The 25,328-nt window shown below is 63.1% G+C and carries 22 protein-coding genes; 9 read left to right on the plus strand and 13 right to left on the minus strand.

Features of this window, described 5'->3' with window-relative positions:
- Positions 1 to 10: 10 nt before the first annotated feature.
- The 3 genes from AB6Q56_RS16540 to gpmI form a co-directional block, all read right to left on the minus strand.
- Positions 11 to 802 carry an amino acid ABC transporter substrate-binding protein gene (locus AB6Q56_RS16540; protein WP_434514149.1) on the minus strand — a complete coding sequence of 264 codons (792 nt, stop codon included), beginning with the start codon at positions 800 to 802 and terminating at the stop codon, positions 11 to 13.
- Between the two features lie 175 nt (positions 803 to 977).
- A complete protein-coding gene (locus tag AB6Q56_RS16545) occupies positions 978 to 1,853 on the minus strand; it encodes a YihY/virulence factor BrkB family protein (protein ID WP_434514150.1) in 876 nt (291 codons plus the stop codon).
- A 29-nt stretch (positions 1,854 to 1,882) separates the two neighbouring features.
- Entirely contained in the window at positions 1,883 to 3,523 is a 1,641-nt protein-coding gene (gene gpmI / locus AB6Q56_RS16550; RefSeq protein ID WP_434514151.1) for a 2,3-bisphosphoglycerate-independent phosphoglycerate mutase, read from the minus strand.
- A gap of 258 nt (positions 3,524 to 3,781) precedes the next feature.
- On the opposite strand from gpmI, the gene AB6Q56_RS16555 reads away from it, so the two are divergent.
- The 6 genes from AB6Q56_RS16555 (at position 3,782) to clpX (ending at position 7,850) form a co-directional block, all read left to right on the plus strand.
- The gene (locus tag AB6Q56_RS16555; protein WP_434514152.1) at positions 3,782 to 4,120 is read left to right on the plus strand and encodes an amine oxidase; all 339 of its coding nucleotides are present in this window, start codon (positions 3,782 to 3,784) and stop codon (positions 4,118 to 4,120) included.
- 137 nt (positions 4,121 to 4,257) lie between these two features.
- The gene (locus AB6Q56_RS16560; protein ID WP_434514153.1) at positions 4,258 to 4,827 is read left to right on the plus strand and encodes a DUF1415 domain-containing protein; all 570 of its coding nucleotides are present in this window, start codon (positions 4,258 to 4,260) and stop codon (positions 4,825 to 4,827) included.
- Between the two features lie 63 nt (positions 4,828 to 4,890).
- Complete coding sequence (gene minC / locus AB6Q56_RS16565) at positions 4,891 to 5,667, plus strand: septum site-determining protein MinC (RefSeq protein ID WP_434514154.1); 777 nt, start codon at positions 4,891 to 4,893, stop codon at positions 5,665 to 5,667.
- A gap of 39 nt (positions 5,668 to 5,706) precedes the next feature.
- Positions 5,707 to 6,522, plus strand: a complete 816-nt coding sequence (gene minD, locus AB6Q56_RS16570) for a septum site-determining protein MinD (RefSeq protein WP_434514155.1) — start codon at positions 5,707 to 5,709, stop codon at positions 6,520 to 6,522.
- Position 6,523: 1 nt separating this feature from the next.
- Positions 6,524 to 6,781, plus strand: a complete 258-nt coding sequence (minE, locus tag AB6Q56_RS16575; protein ID WP_295009197.1) for a cell division topological specificity factor MinE — start codon at positions 6,524 to 6,526, stop codon at positions 6,779 to 6,781.
- A gap of 76 nt (positions 6,782 to 6,857) precedes the next feature.
- Positions 6,858 to 7,850, plus strand: a complete 993-nt coding sequence (gene clpX, locus AB6Q56_RS16580) for an ATP-dependent Clp protease ATP-binding subunit ClpX (protein WP_434514156.1) — start codon at positions 6,858 to 6,860, stop codon at positions 7,848 to 7,850.
- Positions 7,851 to 7,889: 39 nt separating this feature from the next.
- Here clpX and AB6Q56_RS16585 read toward each other — a convergent pair whose 3' ends face one another.
- From AB6Q56_RS16585 to AB6Q56_RS16620, 8 genes are all read right to left on the minus strand, one after another.
- Positions 7,890 to 8,969, minus strand: coding sequence for a GGDEF domain-containing protein (locus AB6Q56_RS16585; protein WP_434514157.1), 1,080 nt, complete (start codon positions 8,967 to 8,969; stop codon positions 7,890 to 7,892).
- Positions 8,970 to 9,157: 188 nt separating this feature from the next.
- Complete coding sequence (locus tag AB6Q56_RS16590) at positions 9,158 to 10,825, minus strand: cation acetate symporter (RefSeq protein ID WP_434514158.1); 1,668 nt, start codon at positions 10,823 to 10,825, stop codon at positions 9,158 to 9,160.
- Positions 10,822 to 11,136 (minus strand): DUF485 domain-containing protein, encoded by a 315-nt coding sequence (locus AB6Q56_RS16595; RefSeq protein ID WP_434514159.1) that lies wholly within the window; start codon positions 11,134 to 11,136, stop codon positions 10,822 to 10,824. The genes AB6Q56_RS16590 and AB6Q56_RS16595 overlap by 4 nt, the downstream gene beginning before the upstream one ends.
- Before the next feature lie 111 nt (positions 11,137 to 11,247).
- Positions 11,248 to 12,891 (minus strand): electron transfer flavoprotein-ubiquinone oxidoreductase, encoded by a 1,644-nt coding sequence (locus AB6Q56_RS16600; protein ID WP_434514160.1) that lies wholly within the window; start codon positions 12,889 to 12,891, stop codon positions 11,248 to 11,250.
- A 3-nt stretch (positions 12,892 to 12,894) separates the two neighbouring features.
- Positions 12,895 to 14,673, minus strand: coding sequence for an acyl-CoA dehydrogenase C-terminal domain-containing protein (locus tag AB6Q56_RS16605; RefSeq protein ID WP_434514161.1), 1,779 nt, complete (start codon positions 14,671 to 14,673; stop codon positions 12,895 to 12,897).
- A gap of 27 nt (positions 14,674 to 14,700) precedes the next feature.
- Positions 14,701 to 15,630 carry an electron transfer flavoprotein subunit alpha/FixB family protein gene (locus tag AB6Q56_RS16610; protein ID WP_434514162.1) on the minus strand — a complete coding sequence of 310 codons (930 nt, stop codon included), beginning with the start codon at positions 15,628 to 15,630 and terminating at the stop codon, positions 14,701 to 14,703.
- A 2-nt stretch (positions 15,631 to 15,632) separates the two neighbouring features.
- Positions 15,633 to 16,394: an electron transfer flavoprotein subunit beta/FixA family protein gene (locus AB6Q56_RS16615; RefSeq protein ID WP_434514163.1), complete on the minus strand. Its 762-nt coding sequence runs from the start codon at positions 16,392 to 16,394 to the stop codon at positions 15,633 to 15,635.
- A gap of 70 nt (positions 16,395 to 16,464) precedes the next feature.
- Positions 16,465 to 18,102, minus strand: coding sequence for an acyl-CoA synthetase (locus AB6Q56_RS16620; RefSeq protein ID WP_434514164.1), 1,638 nt, complete (start codon positions 18,100 to 18,102; stop codon positions 16,465 to 16,467).
- Positions 18,103 to 18,304: 202 nt separating this feature from the next.
- Here AB6Q56_RS16620 and AB6Q56_RS16625 point away from each other — a divergent pair, with 202 nt between their 5' ends.
- Positions 18,305 to 20,326, plus strand: coding sequence for a PAS-domain containing protein (locus AB6Q56_RS16625; RefSeq protein ID WP_434514165.1), 2,022 nt, complete (start codon positions 18,305 to 18,307; stop codon positions 20,324 to 20,326).
- Positions 20,323 to 21,042 (plus strand): response regulator transcription factor, encoded by a 720-nt coding sequence (locus tag AB6Q56_RS16630; RefSeq protein WP_434514166.1) that lies wholly within the window; start codon positions 20,323 to 20,325, stop codon positions 21,040 to 21,042. The genes AB6Q56_RS16625 and AB6Q56_RS16630 overlap by 4 nt, the downstream gene beginning before the upstream one ends.
- Positions 21,043 to 21,073: 31 nt before the next feature.
- Here AB6Q56_RS16630 and AB6Q56_RS16635 read toward each other — a convergent pair whose 3' ends face one another.
- Positions 21,074 to 21,241: a hypothetical protein gene (locus AB6Q56_RS16635; RefSeq protein ID WP_434514167.1), complete on the minus strand. Its 168-nt coding sequence runs from the start codon at positions 21,239 to 21,241 to the stop codon at positions 21,074 to 21,076.
- Between the two features lie 211 nt (positions 21,242 to 21,452).
- On the opposite strand from AB6Q56_RS16635, the gene AB6Q56_RS16640 reads away from it, so the two are divergent.
- The gene (locus tag AB6Q56_RS16640; protein WP_434514168.1) at positions 21,453 to 23,051 is read left to right on the plus strand and encodes a methyl-accepting chemotaxis protein; all 1,599 of its coding nucleotides are present in this window, start codon (positions 21,453 to 21,455) and stop codon (positions 23,049 to 23,051) included.
- Between the two features lie 220 nt (positions 23,052 to 23,271).
- Here the strand turns inward: AB6Q56_RS16640 and fusA are convergent, their stop codons facing one another.
- On the minus strand, positions 23,272 to 25,323 hold the full coding sequence (gene fusA, locus AB6Q56_RS16645) for an elongation factor G (protein ID WP_434514169.1): 2,052 nt from the start codon (positions 25,321 to 25,323) through the stop codon (positions 23,272 to 23,274).
- Between the last annotated feature and the right edge of the window lie 5 nt (positions 25,324 to 25,328).

The following is a 25,328-nucleotide window of genomic DNA, read 5'->3' on the forward strand; positions in this document are numbered from 1 at the left end:
GAACGGCTGCTTACTTGACGATATCCTTGCCGAACCACTGGTTCGAGATACGGGCGGCGGCGCCGTCCTTTTTCATCTCGTCCATGGCCTTCTGGATCTTGCCGAGCAGTTCGGCATCGTCCTTGCGCACGCCGACGCCGTATTCCTCGGTGCCGAAATGCTCGTCGAGGATGGCGTATTCGCCCGGCTTCTTGGCGGTGTAGTAGCGACCGACGACTTCATCGACGACCAGCGCGTCGAGGCGGCCGGTGGTGAGGTCCATCAAGGCGGTGACGTTGTCGCCGAACTTCTTGAGTTCCTTGACCGTCTTGCCGGCCGGATCCTTGGCGATGGCTTCGACAGCGCTGGAACCTTCCTGCACGCCGATTACCTTGCCGGCCAGATCGGCCTTGGTCTTGACCGCGGACTTGGCGGTAACGATGACGATCTGGCGGTTTTCCAGATACGGCGTGGTGAAAGCGATCTTTTCCTTGCGCGGTTCGGTGATGGTCAGACCGTTCCACAGCACATCGACGCGCTTGCCGCCCAGCTCGGCCTCCTTGGCATTCCAGTCGATAGGCTTGAACTCGACTTCGGCACCCAGGCGCTTGGCGGCTTCACGAGCGAGGTCGATGTCGAAACCGACCAGCGCGCCCTTCTCGTCGCGGAAACCCATCGGCGGGAAGTTGTCGTCGAGGCCGACGACGATCTTGGCAACAGCGGCAGGTGCAGGCGCGGCGGCGGCCGGCGCTTCTTCCTTCTTGCCGCAAGCGGCGAGAGCCAAGGCGAAAACGAGGGGAATCAGGGAAAACGTCTTTTTCATGAGCTGTTCATCCGGTATGTTGTGATCGGCTTGCCCGCGCGTGCTCAACTTGGCCACGGCGAAGCCAAGGGCGCATTTTCCCGCGATCGACCCAGCCTTACAACCGTATAAACCCTTATCGGGATTCGTCCACTCGCCCGCCGCAAGCCGTTTGCATGACGACAGCGCCGTCCGCTCAGTCCGACGGCCTCTGCCACTGCTCGTATTCGGCGATCACCTGCGCCCCGAGCAACAGCAGGGTGGCCGCCAGTTCCATCGAGAACAGCGCGACGACGGCTGTCGTCAAGGAGCCGTAAACGACGCTGACCTTGGAGAGATGGGCGAGATACCAGACCAGCAGGTGGCGCAGGATTTCCCACAGGATGGCGGCGCTGAAGCCGCCGATCAGCGCATGGCTCAGGCGTGTGCGGCCGACCGGGATGACCAGGTAGAGGCCGGCCAGGACCAGCGTTTCGATCAGCACGCCCAGCGCGTAGAACAGGAAGCCGGAAAGCCCGCCGAGGCTCCAGCTGCGGCCGAACAGGTCGATGCTTTCCCGTGCCACGGCCTGCACCATGGCCGAGGCCAGCGTGACCGCCAGCAAGCTTACGCCGAGCAGCAGCACGAAGCAGTAGGGCAGGATGGCCGATACCAGTGCATGGCGCGGCTTTTCGCGGCCGCGATGCGCGAAGATGATGCACATCGCTTTCTCCAGCCCGGAGAAAGCCAGCGAACTGAAGAAAATCATGGTCCCGATCAACAGTACGCCAACGCCGAAGCCGTTATTCAGGAAGGCCGACACGTCGGCCAATACTGCCTGCGACTGGCTGGGCACCAGCCATTCGAGATAACGGCCGAGCACCGCGAAGAGATCGGCCTCACTGACCAGGTGCGACAGCGCGAATACGGTCAGGATCAGCAACGGCACCAGCGACAGCAGCGCGTAGTAAGCCACCGCGCCGGCCAGCAGCAGGCCCTGATTGGCCATGAAGGCCTTGAGCACCCGCAGCCCGAAAGCCACCGGATGGCGCAGCAGGTGCACCGCCCGGTCGTGCTCTGAAGCTCCGTTCATGGCCGCGCCGCCGCCCGCCGAGCGGCGCCTTACTTGATCAGCAGCACGCTGTCGTCCCAGCGGGCATGCTTCTCATAGCCCAGCAGGTTGGCGATGGTCGCGGCAATGTTCGACAGGCCGCAGGTTTCGGTCTGCTGCAGGCCCAGCTTGCCGCCGGACACATTGTCGTAGAGGATCAGCGGCACCGGGTTCAACGTATGCGCCGTCTTCGCCTTGAACGAGCCGTCCTTGTTCAGGGCGGGCTGCTTGGTCTTCTTGTCCAGTTCGAACATCTCGTCGGCATTGCCGTGGTCGGCAGTGATCAATGCCACGCCACCGGCCGCATCGATGGCCTTGAGCACACGGGCCAACGACAGGTCGACGGCCTCGACGGCGATGCGCGCCGCATCGAAATTGCCGGTGTGGCCGACCATGTCGCCATTGGCGAAATTGCAGCGCAGGGTCTTGTACTGGCCCGACTGGATGGCGGCGATCATCGCGTCGGCGATTTCGGCCGCCTTCATCCACGGGCGCTGCTCGAAGGGCACCACGTCGCTCGGCACCTCCTCCCAGGTTTCGCCGTCGAATTTGCCGGAACGGTTGCCGTTCCAGAAGTAGGTCACGTGACCGAATTTCTGCGTTTCCGAACAGGCGTACTGGACGATGCCCGACTTGCTGAACCATTCGCCCGAGGTGTCCTTGATCGCCGGCGGCGCGACCAGGAAGCGCTTCGGCAGTTGCAGGTCGCCGTCGTATTGCAGCATGCCGGCGTAGGTCACCTGCGGGAAGCGGACGCGGTCGAACTTGTCGAAGCTGGCCTCGACGAAGGCACGGGTGATCTCGATGGCGCGGTCGCCACGGAAGTTGAACAAGACAACCGAATCGCCGTCCTCGATGGTACCGATAGCCTGGCCGTTGTCGGCAATGACGAACTCCGGCAAGTCCTGGTCGATGGTACCCGGATGGGCGGCGCGCAGGCCGTTGACCGCCTCGGCGGCATTGGCGAACTGCGCCCCCTGGCCGAGCACGTGGGTCTTCCAGCCCTTGTCGACCATCGCCCAGTTGGCGTCGTAGCGGTCCATGGTGATGTACTGGCGGCCGCCGCCGGAGGCGATGCGGGCATCGAAGCCGTCCCCGCTGATCTCGCCCAGGAAAGCCTCGAAGGGCACCACGTAGTCCAGGGCGCTGGTTTCCGGCACGTCGCGCCCATCGAGCAAGGCGTGGATGCGCACCGTCTTGACGCCCTCCTCCTTGGCGCGGACGACCATGGCCTTCAGGTGGTCGATATGGCTATGGACGTTGCCGTCGGAGAACAGGCCAAGGAAATGGATCACGCCGCGACCGGCCTTGGCACCGGCAACGATCTGCTGCCAGGCCTCGCCCTGCCAGATGTCGCCGGAGGTGATGGCGTTCGACACCAATGCCGCGCCCTGCGCATAGACCTGTCCGGCGCCGATGGCGTTGTGGCCGACTTCCGAATTGCCCATGTCGTCGTCGGACGGCATGCCGACCGCCGTACCGTGGGCGCGCAGGCGGATATTCGGGTAATCGGCGAACAGGCGGTCGAGAGTCGGCTTTTTGGCGGCGGCGATGGCGCTGCCGACATCGGTTTTGGGCAGGCCGTAGCCGTCCATCACGATAGTGACAACCGGGCCCTGGATGCCGGCGAAGGTGGAAAGCTTCTGCAACATGGCGTGTTTCCTGCAAAAAAGCCAGCCGGACATGACGGCGGCGCGTTGGAAAAACCATCATTTTACCTCGCCGCACCGCGCCTCGCCGCGAATCGGCCCAGACCAAGACAACTCCGGAAACATCTCGGTCACGAAGCGATACACAGCCTTACATTCGCGCTGACATCCGGACGGCAACAGGCCGCGTTATTCGGCACAAGGCGCTGCAATGTCGCAGCACCTACAAACGAAGTAACCAACTCATTCAGGAGATTCAAAATGATCAAGACCATCATCGCTCTGGCCGTTGCCGCTGGTTTCGCTTCCGCTTCCTTCGCCCAGGGTGCCGCCGCTCCCGCCCCGACCACCGCTCCGGCCGCCAAGGTGACCACCCCGGCTCCGGCTGCCGACAAGAAGGTCGAAGCCCCGAAGGCCGCCGAACCGGTGAAGGCTGAAGCCGCCAAGACCGAGCTCAAGGCTGAGAAGCATGCCGCGCACGAAAAGCATGAAAAGCACACCCACAAGATGGCCAAGGCCGAGAAGGCCAGCCCGAAGGGCGAAGCCAAGCCGGCCGCTACCCCCGCACCGGCTGCCGCGCCGGCCCCCGCCACCAAGTAAGCAGGCGCATCCCGAGCAAACCCCGGCCCAGTGCCGGGGTTTTGTCTTTCCGGCACCTGCTTTGTCTTGTCCCGCGCCCGCGCGGAAGACCCGGCCAACTGCTAGACTCCGGCATCCATCACGCGCCGAGCCCCGCCATGTCCGAAGTTCTTTTCCCTTGCGCCGAAGATGCCGTCGAGCCGGTCCTTGCCGCCACCCGGCAATGGCTCGAACGCGCGGTGATCGGCCTCAACCTCTGCCCCTTCGCCAAGAGCGTCTTCGTCAAGAAGCAGATCCGCTACGCCCTGACCGCCGCCGAAACGGCCGACGAACTGCTGGCCGAACTGGGCAACGAACTGGCCCTGCTGGCCGCCACCGATCCACAGGAACTCGACACCACCTTGCTCATTCACCCGCAGGTGATGAACGACTTCCTGGACTATCACTTTTTCCTGGCCGAGGCCGAGGCGCTGATCCGCAACAACGGCTACGACGGCGTGTTCCAGATCGCCAGCCTGCATCCGCAGTACGAGTTCGCCGGCAGCGAGCCGGATGACGTGGCCAACTACACCAACCGCGCGCCCTACCCGATGCTGCACCTGTTGCGCGAAAGCAGTATCGACCGCGCCGTGGCGGCCTTCCCCGACGCCGCCGACATCTTCGAACGCAACATCGAGACGATGGAAAAGCTCGGCCACGAGGGCTGGCGCAAGCTATGGCTGGGGTAAGGAAAACACCTCCCCCGACGCCTGTGGGATAATTTGCCTCCTTTCGCAGCACAAGCAGCAGGCATGGCCAAAGACTCACCGATTCAATTCAAGGGCACCGCGCTCAAGATCATCCAGGCGCAGGTGCGCACCACCGAAATCGCCGTTTTGCATGCCGCGCTGGCCGAACTGACCGGCAACAGCCCGGATTTTTTCGAAAACGACCTCGCCGTACTCGACTTCAGCGGTGCCGAGCACCTGCCGGCAACGGCCGACTGGGCAGCCATCCGGCAGCTGTTGCGCGCTTCCGGCCTGCACGCTGCGGCGACCCTCGGCTTGCCCGCGGATCAAGCCGCCGCCGCCGAACAGGCCGGCCTGCCGGCGATCAGCGCCAGCGCCCTGAGCCGTCCGCAAAAGGCCAAGGCCACCGAGCCCGCACAGCCCCCCGCCGTCGAGGCACCGCCCCCGCCGACACCAGCCGTTGCCCCGGTTCCCGTACAGGAGCCGGCACCGCGCACCGTCACCCTCGACAAGCCGCTGCGCTCCGGCCAGCGTTTCTACGCCAAGGGCAGCGACCTGATCGTCACCGCCATGGTCAGTGCCGGGGCCGAGGTGATCGCCGACGGCAACATCCACGTCTATGCGCCGTTGCGCGGCCGCGCCCTGGCCGGAGCCAGCGGCGACAAGACGGCACGCATCTTCACCACCAGCCTGGAGGCCGAACTGGTCTCCGTGGCCGGCCTGTACCGCACCTTCGAGGCCGGCGTTCCGGCCGAACTGGCCCGCCAGCCGGCAACCGTTTCCCTGGTCGGCGACGACGCCGATCTACGACTGAACGTTGCCCCCCTGGCGCTCAGGTAAAATTATCCCAATCCAATAACCCACCAGCGAGAACCCAACGTGACCCGTATCATCGTCGTGACTTCCGGCAAGGGCGGGGTCGGCAAGACCACCACCAGCGCCAGCTTTTCCACCGGCCTCGCGCAGCGCGGCTTCAAGACGGCCGTCATCGATTTCGACGTCGGCCTGCGCAACCTCGACCTGATCATGGGTTGCGAGCGCCGCGTCGTCTATGACCTGATCAACGTCATCAACGGCGAAGCGACGCTGACCCAGGCGCTGATCAAGGACAAGCATTGCGACAACCTGTTCGTGCTGCCTGCTTCGCAAACGCGCGACAAGGACGCGCTGACCGAGGAAGGCGTCGAGAAGGTCCTCAAGGAGCTGACCCACCAGGGCTTCGACTACATCGTCTGCGACTCGCCGGCCGGCATCGAATCCGGCGCCGTGATGGCGCTGACCTTCGCCGACGAGGCGCTGGTCGTGACCAACCCGGAGGTTTCGTCGGTACGCGACTCCGACCGCATCCTCGGCATCCTGCAGGCCAAGTCGCGGCGCGCCATCGAAGGCCGCGAGCCGGTCAAGGAGCATCTGCTCATCACCCGCTACAACCCGACCCGCGTCGAGGCCGGCGAAATGCTGTCGTACAAGGACATTCAGGAAATCCTGCGCGTGCCCATCATCGGTGTCATCCCGGAATCCGAGGAAGTGCTGCAGGCTTCGAACCAGGGCTCGCCGGTCATCCACCAGAAGGATACCGACGCCGCTGCCGCCTACCACGATGTGATCGCCCGCTTCCTCGGCGAGGAGCAGCCGCTGCGCTTCGTCGATTACGTCAAGCCGGGCCTGCTGAAGCGCCTGTTCGGAGGCAAGTGAGATGTCCTGGCTCCAGAAACTGTTCGGCAACCAACCCAAAACGGCCCAGGTCGCCAAGGAGCGCCTGCAGCTGATCATTGCCCACGAACGCGACGGCGGCGGCAGCACCCCGAACTTCCTGCCCGACCTGCAGCGCGAGCTGATTGCCGTGATCTCCAAGTACGTCAAGGTCAATCCGGACGACATCCGCGTCTCGCTGGAGAAGCAGGATCGCTATGAAGTGCTCGAAGTAAAGATCGAGCTGCCGGAAAAGGCGTGATGTAAAAGCGCCGGCGTCTTTACCCGCCGGCCCAAACCGGCATAGCATCGGGGCATTACCGTCAAGGAATGCCCCGATGTCCATTGCGCTCAAGCCCAGCGAAATCGTCGCCCGTCTGAACGAGCACGTGATCGGCCAGGAAACTGCCAAGAAAACCCTCGCCGTCGCCGTCTACGGCCATTTCCGGCGCATGGCCGGTCGCACACCCGACAGCGTCGAACTGACCAAGAGCAATATCCTGCTCATCGGCCCGACCGGCACCGGCAAGACGCTGCTCTGCGAAACCCTGGCCCGCATCCTCGACCTGCCCTTCGTCACTGCCGACGCCACGTCGCTGGCCCAGACGCAGTTCGTCGGCGACGAGATCGAGGCCATCCTGCACCGCCTGCTCGACCGGGCCGGCGGCGACATCGGCAAGGCCCAGCGCGGCATCGTCTTCGTCGACGAGGTGGACAAGCTGAAAGCGGTGGACGGCCAGGCACGCGCCACTTCGGGCGAAAGCGTGCAGCACGCCCTGCTCAAGATCATGGAAGGCGCCCCGGTCAAGCTCAAGGACGGCCGGCACATCGACACCACGCACATCCTGTTTATCTGCGGCGGCGCCTTCGTCGGGCTCGACCACATCCTGACCAAGACGCACACCTTCGGCTTCATTGCCACGCAGAGCGGCGACGACCAGAAGATTCTCGAACGCCTGAACGCCCGCATCAAGCCGACCGACCTGCTCGAGTTCGGCCTGATCCCGGAATTCGCCGGCCGCCTGCCCATCGTCACCCGCCTGCACGACCTGACCAAGGACATGCTGGTGCGCATCCTGACCGAGCCGAAGAACGCCATCTACCGGCAGTTCCAGGCCATGCTGGCGAGCGACGGCGTGACGCTGGAAGTGGCACCGGCGGTTTTCGCGCAGATCGCCGAGCTGGCCTTGGAATACAAAGCCGGGGCGCGCAGCCTGCGCGGCATCTTCGAGGAGATGATGGTCGACGTGATGTACGCTGTGCCGGATCACCCGGCAATCAAGCGGGTAACGATCAATTCGCTGTTCGAACCGCCACGCTTGTCGGGGTGAGTCATGAGCGCACCCCACGACTGACCGCTATTCGTTCGGCTAGAAGAACTCCGCATCAATGTAGCTCGGCTCTGCAAATACGCCGGATTCGACGAGGTCGCGATAGCAGTACACCCGGTTGCGTCCGTCCTGCTTTGCCTGGTACAAGCTGCGGTCCGCCCGGCTCAACACTTCAACCGGCAGGATATCGGGTGCCGCCTGGCAATACCCGATGCTCACCGTCAGCATCTCGATGCGCGGAAAACGGTATGCCTCGATGGCCAGGCGCAGGCGCTCGAACACGCTCTTGGCAATCGACGCATCGTCGGCCGAGATGATGGCGACAAACTCCTCGCCGCCATAGCGATACAACAGGTCGGATGCACGGAAGGTCTGACTCATCAGCCGCGAAGCCAGCAACAGGATTTCGTCGCCGACCATGTGCCCGAAGTTATCGTTGATTTTCTTGAAGTGATCGATATCGATCACCGCCAGCCAATAATTCTCCCCGAGCGAATGGCGCCGCCCCTCCTGGCGTCCTTCATGGCGCTCCTCGTAGCGATCCGGGCGTCCGAGTAGTCGCCAGATACGATCAAAGCTGTTTTCCAGTGCCTGACGATTGAACAGGCCGGTCAGGCGGTCGCGCTGGCTGACGTCGAGCAGTGCATAATAATTGGAAAAAACCTCCAGCACACCCCGGATGATCGCGTCCTCGGCCGCCTGCACTTCACGGTCCCGCTGGAACACGAAATAGCCGCAGACCTCGTTGCCGCCTAACAGCGGATAGGCCACCAGCAAACCGTTCTCCAGTTTGCGCGTACAGGGCTTTCCCAACAGGCGAACATTGTCGGTCAGCGTAACGACATCCGGTGAAAGATCGGCCAGGCGCGACACCTCCTCCACCCGCTCGACCATCCGGGCTTCACCTTCCCGCTCCACGATCTTGGAACGGTGGTAATTGATTACGCGGACCAGGTTTTGGCGTTCATCGGTGCGATACAGCGAGGTATCCAGCACGCCGAGCAAAGGGCCGAGCGTGCGCAACAGGCTTTGCTCGAGCAGCTCGGTATCGCGGATCGAGGTCATCTTTCCCAGTTTCCCGAGCAGGCCCGGCAAGCGGCTATGTCCCATCTCGCTCATGTCACCGACTCCTTTGCGGCATTACTTTAGTAATAGATCCCCTTCAAGCGTAATACAAAAGCAATTACGGAATAATAATTTTTGTAAATTTCTCACATGCTACGGCAGGACAAAAAAAGGGAGCCCGAAGGCTCCCGAAAGGTATGAGACAACGGTGCTGTTCTCCGAAGTCTCTCCCGCAGAGTCGTTTAGTGCGCGTGGGCGCCGGCAGCACCGAGCCCGGTCTGGGCACGGATGTACTGCTCTTCGAAAGCATCGGCTTCCTTGGCGGCACGGGCGCTCTTGTCGGTAACCGAACCGAGCCAGGTGACGACGAAGGCCAGGGTCATCGAAATGATGGCCGGGTGATCGTAGGGGAACACGGCCTGGGCATTACCCAGCACCTTGACCCACACGGCCGGCGACAGGATGACCAGGCCGACGGCGGAAACCAGGCCGGCAATGCCGCCCCACAAAGCGCCACGCGTGGTCAGGCCCTTCCAGTACATGGACAGGATGAGCACCGGGAAGTTGACCGAGGCGGCGACGCCGAAGGTCAGCGCGACCAGGAAAGCGATGTTCTGGTCCTTGAACAGGATGCCGAGGGCGATGGCAGTGAGGCCGATGCCGACCGAGGCGATCTTGGTGACCTTCATTTCCTGTGCGCTGGTCGCTTCGCCCTTCTTGATGACACGGGCGTAGAGATCGTGGGCGATGGCCGAGGCACCGGCCAGTGCCAGACCGGACACCACCGCGAGGATGGTGGCGAAGGCCACGGCAGACAGGAAGCCGAGGAAGATGTCGCCGCCGACTGCCTTGGCCAGGTGCATGACCGGCATGTTGCCGCCGCCGATCAGCTTGCCGCCAACCTGGCCGCCTTCGAAGAAGGCCGGATTCTGGCCGACGATGACGATGGCCGAGATGCCGAGGATGATCACCACGAGGAAGAAGAAGCCGATGAAGCCGGTGGCGTAGAACACCGATTTACGGGCTTCCTTGGCGTTCGGCACGGTGAAGAAACGCATCATGATGTGCGGCAGGCCGGCGGTGCCGAAGAGCAGCGCGAACGACAACGACACGGCGGAGATCGGATCGGCCATCAGCGAACCCGGCGCCATGATCTTGATGCCAGCCTTGTGGGCGGCGACAGCCTGACCGAACAGGTTCTCGAAGGAGAAGCCGAACTGGCTGAAGGCCAGCAGCATCAGCACGGTGCCGCCGCCGAGCAGCAGGCAGGCCTTGATGATCTGCACCCAGGTAGTGGCGACCATGCCGCCGAAGGTGACGTAAACCATCATCAGGATGCCGACGCAGACCACGGCCATGTTGTACTCCAGCCCGAACAGCAGCTGGATCAACTGGCCGGCACCGACCATCTGCACGATCAGGTAGAAGCAGACGACCGTCAGCGAGCCGAAGGCGGCGAAGGTGCGGATGCGGCTCTGGTCGAGGCGGTAGGAAGCGATGTCGGCGAAGGTGAACTTGCCGAGGTTGCGCAGGCGCTCCGCCATCAGGAACAGGATGATCGGCCAGCCGATGAAGAAGCTGACGGTATAGATGAAGCCGTCGAAGCCCTTGGCATAGACCAGCGAGGTCAGGCCGAGCAGGGTCGCGGCCGACATGTAGTCGCCGGCGATGGCCAGGCCGTTCTGGAAGCCGGTGATGCCGCCGCCGGCGGTGTAGAAGTCGGCGGTTGATTTGGTGCGGCCGGCAGCCCACTTGGTGATGCCAAGGGTGGCGATCACAAAGACCATGAACATGGCGATGGCGCTGACGTTGAGCGGTTGCTTCTGGACGCCGTCGAGGGCGCCCGGTGCGGCAATGGCCAAGCCGGCGATCAGCAGGCCGGCAGACAAGGCGATGAGGGAGCGCTTCACTTCTGGGCCTCCTTCAGGATCTGCTGGTTCAGGTCGTCGAATTCGCCGTTGGCACGGCTGATGTAGACGCCGGTCAGCAGCCAGCCGCCGACCACCATCAGGGCAGCCAGTGGCCAGCCCCAGGTCATCACGCTGCCTTCGGACAGCGGCGTTGCCAGCAGGCCGGGATTGAAGGCGGTGATCATCATGAAGCTGTAGTACGGCACCAACACGACCAGCGAAAGAATGATCGCGAAGCGCGTGCGCTTGCCGACCAGTTCGGCGAATTTCGGATTGCTCCGAATTTTCGCCTGAATGTTTTGTTGAGACATGAATCCTCCTCGAAACTCCGATGAATGGGAACGAAAGTTGTTTGCTGTTCTCTTGCTTTTATTGGTTTTGACGGGGGCGACCCGGATGCCCCGGAATCGCCCTGTCGGGTCCTACATGTTTGGATAGTTCGGCCCGCCGCCACCTTCGGGCACCGTCCAGTTGATGTTCTGGGTCGGGTCCTTGATGTCGCAGGTCTTGCAGTGCAGGCAGTTCTGGCCATTGATCTGCAGGCGTGGCTTGCCTTCCTCCTCGCCGAGGATTTCGTATACGCCGGCCGGGCAATAGCGCGTTTCCGGCGCACCGTACTTGGCGTAATTGACCGAGATCGCGACCGATTCATCCTTCAGGCGCAGATGGCACTGCTGGTTTTCCTCGTGGTTGGTGGCCGACAGGAAGACCGACGACAGGCGGTCGAAGCTGATCTTGCCGTCCGGCTTCGGATACGTGATCTTCGGGTAGCTGTTCTTGTCGCCCAGCTGGCTGTGATCGTCGTGGTGACGCATCGTCCACGGCGCCTTGCCACCGAACAGATAGGTGTCGATGGCGCCGTAGGCCAGCCCGCCCCACAGGCCCCACTTGAAGGCCGGGCGGATGTTGCGGACCTTGTACAGCTCGGCCCACAGCCAGCTCTGCTTGATCTGCTCGCCGTATGCCGTGACCTCGGCACCAACCCCTTCCTTGAACAGGTGCTCGAACACCGCCTTGGCAGCGACGATGCCGGACTCCATGGCCATGTGCGTGCCCTTGATCTTCGGCACATTGAGGAAGCCGGCGGTATCGCCGACCAGCACGCCGCCCGGGAAGTGCAGCTTGGGCACCGACTGGTAGCCGCCTTCCGACAGCGCGCGGGCGCCGTAGGAAATGCGCCGGCCGCCTTCGAAGAAGCCGCGGATGGCCGGATGCGTCTTGTAGCGCTGGAATTCCTCGTACGGCGACAGCCACGGGTTCTTGTAGTCGAGGCCGACGACGTAGCCCACCGCCACCAGGTTGTTCTCCAGGTGGTAGAGGAAGGAGCCGCCGTAGGTCGCCGAATCCACCGGCCAACCGACGGTATGCACGATCAGGCCGGGCTGGTGCTTGGCCGGGTCGATTTCCCACAGTTCCTTGATGCCGATGCCGTAGGTCTGCGGATCGACGCCGTCGCGCAGGTTGAACCTGCCCCACAATTCCTTGGTCAGCGAACCGCGGCAGCCTTCGGCGAAGATCGTCTGGCGGGCATGCAGTTCCATGCCCGGCTGGAAGTTGTGTCCCGGCTGACCGTCCTTGCCGATCCCCAGGTCGCCGGTGGCGACGCCCTTGACCGAACCGTCCTCGTGGTAGAGCACCTCGGCGGCGGCGAAACCCGGATAGATCTCGACGCCCAGCGCCTCGGCCTGCTCGCCCAGCCAGCGGCACAGGTTGCCCAGGCTGATGATGTAGTTGCCGTGATTGGACATCTGCGGCGGCGTCGGCAGCTTGAACGAACCGCTTTCGGTGAGGAACAGGAAGCGGTCCTCGCCGGCCGGCGTGTTCAGGGGCGCACCACGCTCCTGCCAGTCCGGGAACAGCTCGTTCAGGGCATGCGGTTCCAGCACGGCGCCGGACAGGATGTGGGCGCCGATTTCCGAGCCTTTTTCCAGCAGGCAGACGGAGACTTCCTTGCCGTTCTGCTCGGCCAGCTGCTTGATGCGGATCGCTGCCGACAGCCCCGAAGGGCCGCCGCCGACGATCACGACATCGTATTCCATCGCATCGCGATCGGTACGCATGGTCATGGCTTAGAACAGGGTTTCGGCCAGGCCGAGGGTCGATGCTGCACCGCCGGTGACTTCGGCGGCATAGGCAGCGGCGAACGGCAGCTGGTGGGTGGCGAAGTACTCGGCGGTAGCCAGCTTGGCCTTGTAGAAATCGTCGGTGCTGCCGTTGGCCAGATGCTGGGCGGCAATGGCTGCCGACTTGGCCATCAGCCAGCCGCCGACGACGATGCCGGTCTGCTTGAGGAACGGCACGGAGCCGGCATGCACGGCCTGCGGCGCGCTTTCGTAGTTGGCGAGGATCCAGTCGACGGCCTTCTGCTGGGCGGCGATGGCGGCCTTCAGGTTGGCAGCGATGTTGCCCAGTTGCGCGTGGCCTTCGAGTTCCTGAGCCGTCACCGTCATCTCGGCGATCAGCGTCTTCATCGCGGCACCCGGCACCTTCTCGCGGGCCAGCTTGCGGCCGACCAGGTCGTTGGCCTGAATGGCGGTCGTCCCTTCGTAGATGGTGGTGATCCGCGAATCGCGGTAGTACTGGGCGGCGCCGGTTTCCTCGACGAAGCCGACACCACCGAAGACCTGCAGCGCGGTCGACGACAGCTCGACGCCCTGCTCGGTGCTCCAGCCCTTGATCACCGGGGTCAGCAGGTCGATGCGGGCCTGCGCGGCGGCGTCGCCGGCATGCGCCTTGTCGATGTTGGCGGCGCCGTAGTAGGCCAGCGTGCGCATGGCTTCGGTGCGGGCCTTGCAGTCCATCAGCAGGCGGCGGACATCCGGATGGTGCAGGATGGTCTTCTTCTCGCCCGACTTGTCGCCGATGATGGCCCCCTGCACGCGCTCACGGGCGTACCACAGGGCGTGCTGGTAGGCGCGCTCGGCGATGCCGACGCCTTCCAGGCCGACGTTGACGCGGGCATGGTTCATCATCGTGAACATGTAGCCGACACCCTTGTTCTCTTCGCCGATCAGGTAGCCGATGGCGCCTTCCTTCTCGCCGTAGGACATGACGGCCGTCGGGCTGCCGTGGATGCCGAGCTTGTGTTCGATGGAGGCGCAGATCAGGTCGTTGCGGGCGCCGAGCGAGCCGTCGTCATTGACCAGGAACTTCGGTACCAGGAACAGGGAAATACCCTTCAGTCCCGGCGGGGCATCCGGCAGGCGGGCCAGCACGAGGTGAATGATGTTCTCGGCGACGTCATGCTCGCCCCAGGTGATGAAGATCTTGGTGCCGCTCACCAGGTAGGTGCCGTCGCCAACCGGCTTGGCCTTGGACGAAATCGCAGCGAGGTCGGAACCAGCGTTCGGCTCGGTCAGGTTCATCGTGCCGGTCCAGGTGCCTTCGACCATCTTCGGCAGGTACTTCTGCTTCAGTTCGTCGGACGCGTGGTGGGCGATGGCTTCGATGGCGCCGCCGGTCAGCATCGGGCACAGGCCGAAGGCCATGTTGGCGCCCTTCCACATTTCATTGACGGCCATCGACACGACGGCCGGCAGGCCCTGGCCGCCGTATTCCGGCGAGAAGGGCATGGACATCCAGCCGGTTTCGGCGAACAGCTTGTAGGCTTCCTTGAAGCCCGGCGCGGTGGTCACGACGCCGTCCTTGCAGACGTGACCGGTCTGGTCGCCGACCTTGTTGATCGGGTCGAGCACGCCGGTGGCGAACTTGGAGGCTTCGTCGAGGATGGATTCGACCAGCTCGACCGAGCATTCCTCGTTGCCCGGCAGGGCGCAGATGTCTTCGAGACCGACGACTTCATTGAGAACGAACTGCATGTCGCGGATCGGGGCGATGTAGGTACTCATACGGGTTATCTCCTGGATGTTCTTGGTTTAGACGGCTGCCACGAGGGCGGGAACAGTTTCAAACAGGTCGGCGACCAGTCCGTAATCGGCGATCTGGAAGATCGGGGCGTCCGGGTCCTTGTTGATGGCGACGATGACCTTGGAGTCCTTCATGCCGGCCAGGTGCTGGATGGCACCCGAGATGCCGACCGCGATGTAGAGCTGCGGGGCGACGATCTTGCCGGTCTGGCCGACCTGGTAGTCGTTGGGCACGAAGCCGGCATCGACGGCGGCACGGGAAGCGCCCAGCGCAGCACCGAGCTTGTCGGCGAGCGGTTCGAGCAGCTTGTGGTAGTTCTCGCCGCTACCCAGTCCACGACCGCCGGAGACGATGATCTTGGCGGCACCGAGTTCCGGACGCTCGGACTTGGTGAGTTCGCGGTGGGTCAGGGTGCTCTGGGCGGTATCGGCTGCCGCGGCAATGCTTTCGACCGCGGCACTGCCGCCGGTGCCGACGACGTCGAAGGCAGTGCTGCGCACGGTGATGACTTTCACCGCATCGGCGCTCTTGACGGTGGCCAGGGCGTTGCCGGCGTAGATCGGGCGAACGAAGGTGTCAGCCGATTCGACAGCGGTGATTTCGGAGATCTGGGCAACATCGAGCAAGGCGGCGACACGCGGGGCAAGGTTCTTGCCGAAGGTGGTGGCCGGGGCGAGGATGTGGCTGTAGCCGGCGGCGTTGGCGATGACCAGGGCGGTGAGGTTCTCGGCGGTCTGGCTCTGGTAGTGGGCGGCATCGGCAACCTTGACCGTGGCGACGCCTTGCAGGCCGGCGGCTTGTTGGGCGGCGGCTGCGCAGCCGGTTCCGGCGACGAGGACGTGGATGTCGCCACCGATCTTCTGGGCGGCAGCGACGGTGTTGAGGGTGGCGGCCTTGAGGGCGGCGTTGTCGTGTTCGGCAATAACGAGAATGGTCATGATCAGATCACCTTGGCTTCGTTCTTGAGCTTGTTCACCAGTTCGGCCACATCGGCGACCTTGACGCCGGCGCTGCGCTTGGCAGGTTCGGTGACCTTGAGGGTGGTCAGGCGCGGGGTGACGTCGACGCCAAGGTCGGCCGGCTTGACGGTGTCGAGCGGCTTCTTCTTGGCTTTCATGATGTTGGGCAGGGTGGCGTAGCGCGGTTCGTTCAGGCGCAGGTCGGTGGAAACGACGGCCGGCAGGGTGATCTGCAGGGTTTCGAGACCGCCGTCGATTTCGCGGGTGACGGTGGCTTTTCCATCCGCCAGGACGACTTTGGAGGCGAAGGTGGCTTGCGGCCAGTTTTGCAGGGCGGCGAGCATTTGGCCGGTCTGGTTGGCGTCGTCGTCGATGGCTTGCTTGCCGCAGATGACGAGTTGCGGTTGCTCTTTGTCGCACAGGGCTTTCAAGAGCTTGGCGACGGCCAGCGGCTGGAGGTCGACGTCGCTCAGTTCGCTACAATCGACGAGAGTGCCGCGGTCGGCTCCGATGGCCATGGCGGTGCGCAGGGTTTCCTGGCAGGCGGCAACGCCGCAGGAGACGGCGATGACTTCCGTGGCAATGCCGGCTTCTTTCAGGCGCACGGCTTCTTCGACGGCGATTTCGTCGAACGGGTTCATGCTCATCTTGACGTTGGCCAGATCAACACCCGACCCGTCCGCCTTCACACGTACCTTCACGTTGTAGTCAATAACCCGTTTTACAGGGACCAGAATCTTCATGTGTGTCTCCTCCCAGCGAGGGGAAAAAGGATCCCTGCCGGCAAAAGGCCCGGCAGGGAAAACGCAAGGATCATTCGATGGCCAGCGCCGAATTGGCGTGCTGACGCAATACGTACTTTTGAATCTTGCCGGTCGAGGTCTTGGGCAGTTCGCCGAAGACGACCTGCTTGGGTACCTTGAAGCGCGCCAGGTGGGCACGACAATGCTCGATGATCTCGGCCTCGGTACAGGCGGCATCGACCTTCAGTTCGATGAAGGCAGCCGGCACTTCGCCCCACTTCTCGTCGGGCTTGGCAACGACGGCAGCGGCGATGACAGCCGGGTGGCGATAGAGCACATCCTCGACCTCAAGCGACGAGATGTTCTCGCCGCCGGAGATGATCACGTCCTTGGAGCGGTCCTTGATCTTGACGTAGCCGTCGCTATGGACGACCGCCAGGTCGCCGGTGTGGAACCAGCCGCCGGCAAAGGACTCCTCGGTGGCCTTCTCGTTCTTCAGGTAGCCCTTCATGACGAGGTTGCCGCGGAACATGATCTCGCCCATCGTCTCGCCATCCCAGGGCACCGGCTCCAGGCTCACCGGGTCGAGCACGGTGATCGCCTCCTGCATGTGGTAGCGCACGCCCTGGCGGCCGTTGCGGGCGGCCTGCAGGTCAATCGGCAGCTTGTCCCATTCCGGCTGCTTGGCGCAGACGGAAGCCGGGCCGTAGGTTTCGGTCAGGCCATAGACGTGGGTGATGTTGAAGCCCATGCGCTGGGCACCTTCGATAATCGCAGCCGGGGGGGCAGCACCGGCGATCAGGCCATAGACGGTGTGCTCGATGCCTGCACGCAGCGTTTCCGGAGCATTGATCATCATGCCGTACACGATCGGGGCACCGCACATGTGAGTGACGGTGTGCTCCTTGATCAGGCCGAAAATCAGGGCCGGATCGACCTTGCGCAGACAGACGCTGGTGCCGGCATTGGCGGCCAGCGTCCACGGGAAGCACCAGCCGTTGCAATGGAACATCGGCAGGGTCCACAGATAGACCGAGTGCGGCGGCATGCCCCAGGAAATGATGTTGGATGCCGAGTTCAGATAGGCACCGCGATGGTGATAGACGACGCCCTTCGGGTTACCAGTGGTGCCCGAGGTGTAGTTCAGGGCAATGGCGTCCCACTCGTCTTCCGGCAGCTGCCATGCGAAATCCGGAGAACCTTCGTTGAGGAAAGCCTCGTAGTCCTTCTCGCCGAGCTTCTCGCCCTCGGTGTAGTCCGGATCGAGGCTGTCGATGACCAGCGGCTTCGGCCCTTCGAGCAGTTCGAGGGCGGCCTTGATGACCTTGGAGAACTCGAGATCGGTGATCAGCACCTTGGCTTCGCCGTGGGCCAGCATGAAGGCGATGGCCTCGGCGTCGAGGCGGGTGTTCAGGGTATTGAGCACGGCGCCGACCATCGGCACGCCAAAGTGGCATTCGAACATGGCGGCGGTATTGGGCAGCATGACGGCGACGGTATCGCCCTTGCCAATGCCGCGCCCTTTCAAGGCCGAAGCCAGCTGGCGGGCGCGGTCGTAACTTTCTTTCCAGGTGTACTGGCGGGCGCCTTGGATGACGGAAACGCGCTTCGGATAGATGAAGGCCGACCGTTCGATGAAGGTCAGCGGCGACAGCGGAACATAGTTGGCCGGATTCCGGTCCAGCCCTACGGTGTACGGGTTAACCACGGGATTCTCCTCACGTTTTCTTGCCGAGTGTGCTGTTCTCGTGATGCAAGTTATTGCCGATTCAGGCTTTTTTGGTGTGCGCCCGTAACCGTTCTTTTATTGTTTGAGGAGAATCGCAAAACACTCTTGCGCAACTATTGGCAGAATGTAACGAATCGTTACACCGCAAAATCCCCCCATTCGCCTGCTCTAGAATCGTCCGATGCTGCCCGAAGCCCCCCACGCCAACGCCCCCCTGCGCTACGACATGCTGCAGGCCGGGCTCGACCTGCTCGACCAGGGGATCACCGTATTCGACGGCGATCTGCGGCTCGTCGCCTGGAACCGGACTTTCCTGCAGTTGCTCGAGTTTCCCGATACGCTTGCTTTCGTCGGCGCCCCCTTCGAAAGCTTCATCCGCTACAACGCCGAACGCGGTGAGTACGGTGCTGGCGACCGCGAAGCCCAGATCGCCGAACGGGTCGCCGCTGCCCGCAATTTTTCGCAGCACGTCACCGAGCGCCAGCGCCCAAACGGCCGCGTTCTGCAGTTGCGCGGCGAACCCCTGCCGGACCGGGGCTTCGTCACGCTGTACAGCGACGTGACCGAGCAGCGCTACATCGAGCACCTGACCGAGCACCAGAACATCCAGCTCGACGAGCGCGTCCGCCGACGTACCGCCCAGCTTGAGAATGCCAACGCCAACCTGCGCCGCGCCAACGAGGAAAACGAGCGCATCGCCGCCGCACTCGGCCGCAGCGAAGCCCGCCTGCGCCTGATCAACGACACCATCCCCATCCTCATCGGCTACGTCGACAAGGACGAGGTGTACCGCTACGCCAACAAAGGCTATTCGGACTGGTATGGCCACCCGGAGGGCGGCGTCACCGGGCGGGCGGTACTCGACGTGATCGGGCCGGCTGTCTATGGACAGGTTCGGGACTCGGTGCGCCGCGCACTGTCCGGCCAGCAGGTCACCTACGAATACCAGATGCAACGCCAGGGGCAAGCCGTATTCGCGCAAAGCACGCTGGTTCCAGAAATCAGCAGTGAAGGCGAAACGCTGGGCTTCTTCGTTTTCTCGCACGAGATCACCGAGCAGAAGCGCATGCAGGCAGCCCTCGTCCAGGCCCAGAAAATGGAGGCCATCGGCCAGCTGACCGGCGGCCTGGCCCACGACTTCAACAACCTACTCACCGTCATCATCGGCAACCTGGCCGCCCTGCAGGATCACCGACCCGACGATGCCGCGGTGAACGAGTTCGTAGACCCGGCGCTGCAATCGGCACGGCGCGGCGTTCAGCTGATCAAGCGTCTGCTCACCTTCTCGCGCCAACAACCGCTGGAACCGCAGGCTGTCGATATCGGGCAGCTGATCGTCGGCCTAGCCAAGTTGGTCCGCCGCTCGCTGCCAGAATCGATAACCGTATCGACCGATCTCAGCGGAGCCACGGTGCATGCGCTGGCCGATCCGGGACAGCTGGAAAGCGCCCTGCTCAATTTCGCCCTCAATTCGCGCGATGCCATGCCCGATGGCGGGCGCCTGCATATCGCCGCCCGCGCCGTCGAGCTGTCCACAGATGCGGCGGCATTCGATCTTACGCCCGGGCATTACGCGCTGATCGAGGTCGCTGATAACGGCTGCGGCATGGATGCTGCGACGCTTGCCCGTGCCTGCGAACCCTTTTTCACCACCAAGCGCCTGGGCCTGGGCAGTGGCCTGGGGCTGGCCATGGCCTACGGGTTTGCCCGGCAATCCGGTGGCGGCATTTCGATCCAGAGCCAGCCAGGACAGGGCACCACGGTGCTGATGGCGCTGCCACTGACCGCACCGGAAAGCGATTTCGATACAGCCGGTGACGAGAATGCCTTACCGCACGGCGGCGAACTTGTCCTGCTCGTCGAGGACGAACCGAACGTCCGCCGCGTCGTCCGCCAGCAGCTGATCGACCTCGGCTACCCGGTCATCGAGGCCGAGGACGGTATGCAGGCGCTGGAGATGATCGACCAGATCATCGACATCGCCATCGTCGTCAGCGATGTCATCATGCCGGGCGGCATCAACGGCCGGCAACTGGCCGAAGCCGTGCTGGACCGGCGGCCGGACATGCGCGTGGTGCTGATGAGCGGCTACACCGACGAACCCGGCACCGCCCCGGCCAGCGACCTGCCCATCCTGTCCAAGCCCTTCGTACGCCAGGATCTGGCCCGCGCGCTGTTGCGCACCCAACGTGAGACACCATGAAAGAGACCGATTCCGCCAAGCTGATCGCCATCGTCGAGGACGATCCGGATGTCGCCAAAATCATCGAGCAGGTGCTGCGCGATTTTGGCTTCCGTACCGTCTGGTGCCGCAGTGCCGGCGACCTGCTGCGCCGTCTGCGCACGCTGGCGCCCGACCTGTGCATCATCGACCTCGGCCTGCCCGACATGGATGGCATCGAAGCCATGCAACGGGTCAAGGCGCAGTCGGCCTGCGGCATCCTCATTCTCACCGGCCGCGCCCATGTCAGCGACCGCGTCATGGGCCTCGAACTCGGCGCCGACGATTACGTACTCAAACCCTTCGAGCCACGCGAACTGGTCGCCCGCGTGCGCAGCATCGTCCGCCGCCGCGAGGGCAGCGAAACAACGGCCCGCCAGATTGCCGAATTCGGCGGCTGGCGCTTCAATCTCGGCAACAACCGGCTGATCGCCCCCAACGGCGAGGAGCACGCGCTGAGCACCGCCGAATCGGAGCTTCTGCGCGTTTTCGTCAACAATCCGAACCGCATCCTGCAGCGCGAAAAACTGATGGGCAGCCGCGATGTCGCCCCGACCGACCGCGCCATCGATGTCCGCATATCGCGTCTGCGCCGCAAGCTCGAACCCGACCCGCAAAGCCCCGCCTTCATCAAGACCGTGTATGGCGCCGGCTACCTGTTCCTCGCTGCGGTCAGTTGGTCCGGCGACAACGACTAAACACTCCCCGCCATGTCACGCCGGCAGCACGCTAACCAAGACAACCCATCGGTGCGTCGATCTCCTTTGTTAACGGCAGATCGACAGCAATGGGCAACATAATCTCTTCGCTGCATTCGTTCCGCTTGTTGGCATCGCCGGAAAACCAGACGAAATGTTGTGAACGCTTTTTATCTTGCTTTTGCCTGCAGGCGCCCATGGCTTCTCGTACGTACGAAGCATCCCACTAGGCAAAAAGGCATCGCGGAGAATATTCGCGCAGGCAGGATCGGCTTCTGTTTCGTCGATATCGGCTCCAGTGTAAGCTGCACGGCGCAATGATTCTGACAGGACCGTCAGAATCGCCAGGGACACCAAAACCGATTGCCCTCAAGGGTGATACGAAAAAAATTAGCAAACAAGGGGAAACAATGAAATTAAGAACCCGCATACTGATGCTGGTGATTGCAGCGATGCTTGGTTTGGCATCGCTGTCGCTGGTGGCTCTCTACGAGCTGAAGAGCATGATGATGGACGAGCGGCGGAAAGAACTGTCGGATATCGCAGAACTTGCCCATGCGTCGCTGACCAAGATTCATGAGCGTGAGAAAGCCGGCGAATTCAATCGGGAAGATGCCCAGAAGCTGGCGCGACAAACACTCGGCAGCTTTCACAAGGATGACCGCTATATTTTTGCACGCGGCTTCAGCGACGACGTGATCCAGATTCACCCCAATCCGAAGCGGGTTGGCTTCGTCGACAAGGACGGCAAAGCCAAGGGCGACCAATACAGGGCCGCCTTGAGCGGCGTGAGGATTGGTTACCTCATGGGCGAGGGCACGCGCCCCGGCGTCACCGAAAAGGTTCCCAAGCTGTATGCCGTGATCAAGTTCGAACCCTGGGACTGGATGGTTGGCTACGCCGACTACGTTGACGACATCAACACCCTGTTCTGGCAGAACATCAGCCTCTTCCTCACCATTTGCAGCAGCGTGATCGCGGTCGTCGGCATACTCGCGTTTCGTTTGTCACGTGTCATTCTCGGCCAGCTCGGCGGCGAACCTGCCTACGCCTCGCGGCTTGCCGAAGCAGTCGCCGCAGGTGACCTGACAGGCGAAATCGAGGTTCGCGGAGCGGACTCCAGCCTGCTCGGTTCGATGCGCAGCATGCAGGATGGGTTACGCCAGATGGTTGGGCGCTTCCGTAGCGCATCCGAACAACTGGCCGCATCGTCGGGCAGCCTGAAGCAGCACATGGACCGCGTCAGGCTCGGCACGCGGCAGACCACCGAAGCAACCAATTCAACGGCGGCGGCCATCCAGGAGATGAGCGCCAGCGTCGAAAACATCTCGGAAAGCGCCCACCAAACCGAGGGCAACTCCCAGTCAGCGGTTACCCTGGCCTGCCATGGAGAACAACTGGCTGTCGATGCGGCCAGCGAAATCCGGCGCATCTCGGTCAACATGGATGCGGCAACCAGCGTGGTGCAAAACCTCGTCCAACGCTCGCATGAGATCAACAGCATGAGCGGAGTGATCCGTGACATTGCCGATCAAACCAACCTGTTGGCACTCAATGCAGCCATTGAGGCGGCCCGTGCTGGCGAACAGGGACGCGGATTCGCGGTCGTGGCGGACGAAGTGCGCAAGCTGGCCGAACGTACCGCTGCGGCCACACAGGACATTACCAATACGATCCATGCCATTCAGGGCGATACCGGAACGGCAGCCTCCCATATGGAAGCCGTACGCCATCAGGTTCTCGTCGGTGTCGACCTGGCGGAGAAGGCGGCGGGGGCGCTACGCGAAATCAGCGCCGGGGCCACGACCACGCTCGACAAGACCCGCGACGTGGCCCATGCGGCAGGTGAACAGAGCGAAACCAGCGCCAGCATCGCGCAGAACGTGGAGCGGATTTCCGAAATGGTCGAATCGTCCGAAGCCGCAGTTGAAGCCGCCTTCGAGCAGGTGCGCCAACTCGACGAGCTGGCTAGGGATTTGTATCAGGCTGCAGCTCGCTTCAAGCTTTAGGCACCCGATCGGCGCCGGCTCTTGCGGACCGGCACCACGGGCAGCGTGCCCCTGCCGGAAAACCATTTCTTGACCACGTCGCCAGTGACCGGAAGACCAGAGCTGGCGACGTTGTTTACGGCCCCGCGACCGGCCGGCCGCACCGATGCCCCCCTGCACTACAGGGAGGCGCACTTTCCCCGGGAATTCAAACCAGGCTTTTGGTGCGGTGTCGCAACAATCACTCGTCCTCGTCGTGCAGCTGGAACTTGCTCGCCATCTGCTGTTGCACGTTGGGCGGCACGGCCGCATAACGGGCAAATTCGATGGTATAGCTGCCTTGCCCGCCGGTCAGCGACTTCAGGCGCGACTGGTAGTCGTTCAGCTCTGCCAGCGGCACTTCGCCTGAAATCGCCGCCATGCCGTGGCCGCGCCCGTCGGTACCCGTGATGTGGCCACGACGGCTGGACAGGTCGCCGGTAAGATCGCCGATGGCCCCCTCCGGAATGACGATCTCGATGGCAACGATAGGCTCGAGAACGATCGGCCGGGCATTGCGCACCGCATCGATCACCGCCTTGCGGGCAGCGATGGTGAACGCCACTTCCTTGCCGTCGACAGCGTGCGTCTTGCCGTCGTAGACGGTGACCTTGACGTCCTCGACCTCGTAGCCGGCCACGACGCCGCCTTCCAGCCCCTGGCGCACGCCCTTCTCGACCGCCGCCATGAAGACACCGGGAATCACGCCGCCCTTGACCGCATCGACGAACTCAAAGCCTTCACCGCGCCCCTTGGGTTCGATACGCAGATGGACCTCGCCGAATTGCCCGGCACCGCCCGATTGCTTCTTGTGCCGGTACATGGCTTCGCCGTTGCCGGTGATGGTTTCGCGATAGGGAATGCGCGGCGGCTGGGTATCGACTTCCAGCTTGTACTGGCTGGCCATCTTGGCCAGCTTGGCCTTGAGGTGAATTTCGCCCAGGCCGCGGATGACGGTTTCGTTGCTGGTCGGATGACGCTCGATGACAAAGGTCGGATCTTCCATCGCTAGCTTGCCGAGAATGTCGAACAGGCGCTGCTCGTCGCCCTTTTTCTTCGTTTCGACAGCCAGGCCGGCCATCGGCTTGGGAAATTCGAGCGGCACCAGATGGATGTGATCCTCGTCGTGCGAATCGTGCAGCACACTATCAAACTCGATCTCGTCGACCTTGGCGATGGCACCAATATCGCCCGGCACCAACGCGTCGACCTCGACCGACTCCTTGCCCAGCAAGTGATAGAGATGGCCGACCTTGATCGGCCGCTTGCCGTCGCCAACGAAGAGCTGCATATCCTTCTTCACCGTGCCCTGATGCACCCGGAAGATGCCGATCTTACCCATATAGGGGTCGGCGACGACCTTGAAGACGTGTGCCAGCACATGCTTGCCGGCATCCGGCACAGCCAGGAAGGACTCGGTAGCGCCCCCCGGCTCCCCCTTGTAGAAGGGCGGCGGGTTGCCTTCGGCCGGGTTCGGCGCCAGCGAGGCCAGCACGTGCAGCAGTTCCTTGATGCCGGCGCCGGTCCTGGCCGACGTGAACAGGATGGGAATCAGGTGGCCTTCACGCAGCGCCTTCTCGAACGGCGCATGCAGCGCGGCAGCGCTCGGATCGGCGCCGTCCTCAAGGTATTGGGCGAGCAGATCCTCGTCTTCCTCGACGACTTGGTCGATCAGCGCGCGATGAGCAGCAGCAACTGACTCGAAATCGGCGTCGCCGGCATCGTGTTCGAGCACCTCGACGACATCGGCACCGCCGTGTGCCGGCAGGTCGAGCACCATGCACTGCTTGCCGAAACGCTCGCGAATGTCGGCCACCAGGCCCGGCAGGTCGAGGTTGTCGGCATCGATCTTGTTGATGACGATCATCCGGCACAGCTTGCGCTCCGCCGCATGACGCATCATGCGTTCGGTCATCAGTTCGACCCCGGTCTGGGCGTTGACCACGACCAGGGCGGTGTCGACGCCGGCCAGCGCGGCAATTGCCTGCCCGGCAAAATCGGGGTAGCCCGGTGTATCGATCAGGTGGACATGGGTGTCTTCGTAGCCGAAATTGACCACTGCCGAATTCAGGGAGTGACCCGCTTCCTTTTCCTGCGGATCCGAGTCGGCGACCGTATTGCCCTTCTCCACACTGCCCTTGGCGGAAATCGACCCGGTCGCGAAGAGCAGTGCTTCGGCCAGGCTGGTCTTGCCGGCCGCACCGTGACCGACCAAGGCTACAGAACGAAGGGCCTCGCTAGTGTATTTGGACATCTTGT

It is taken from the genome of Dechloromonas sp. ARDL1 (assembly GCF_051122455.1).
Lineage (GTDB): Bacteria > Pseudomonadota > Gammaproteobacteria > Burkholderiales > Rhodocyclaceae > Azonexus.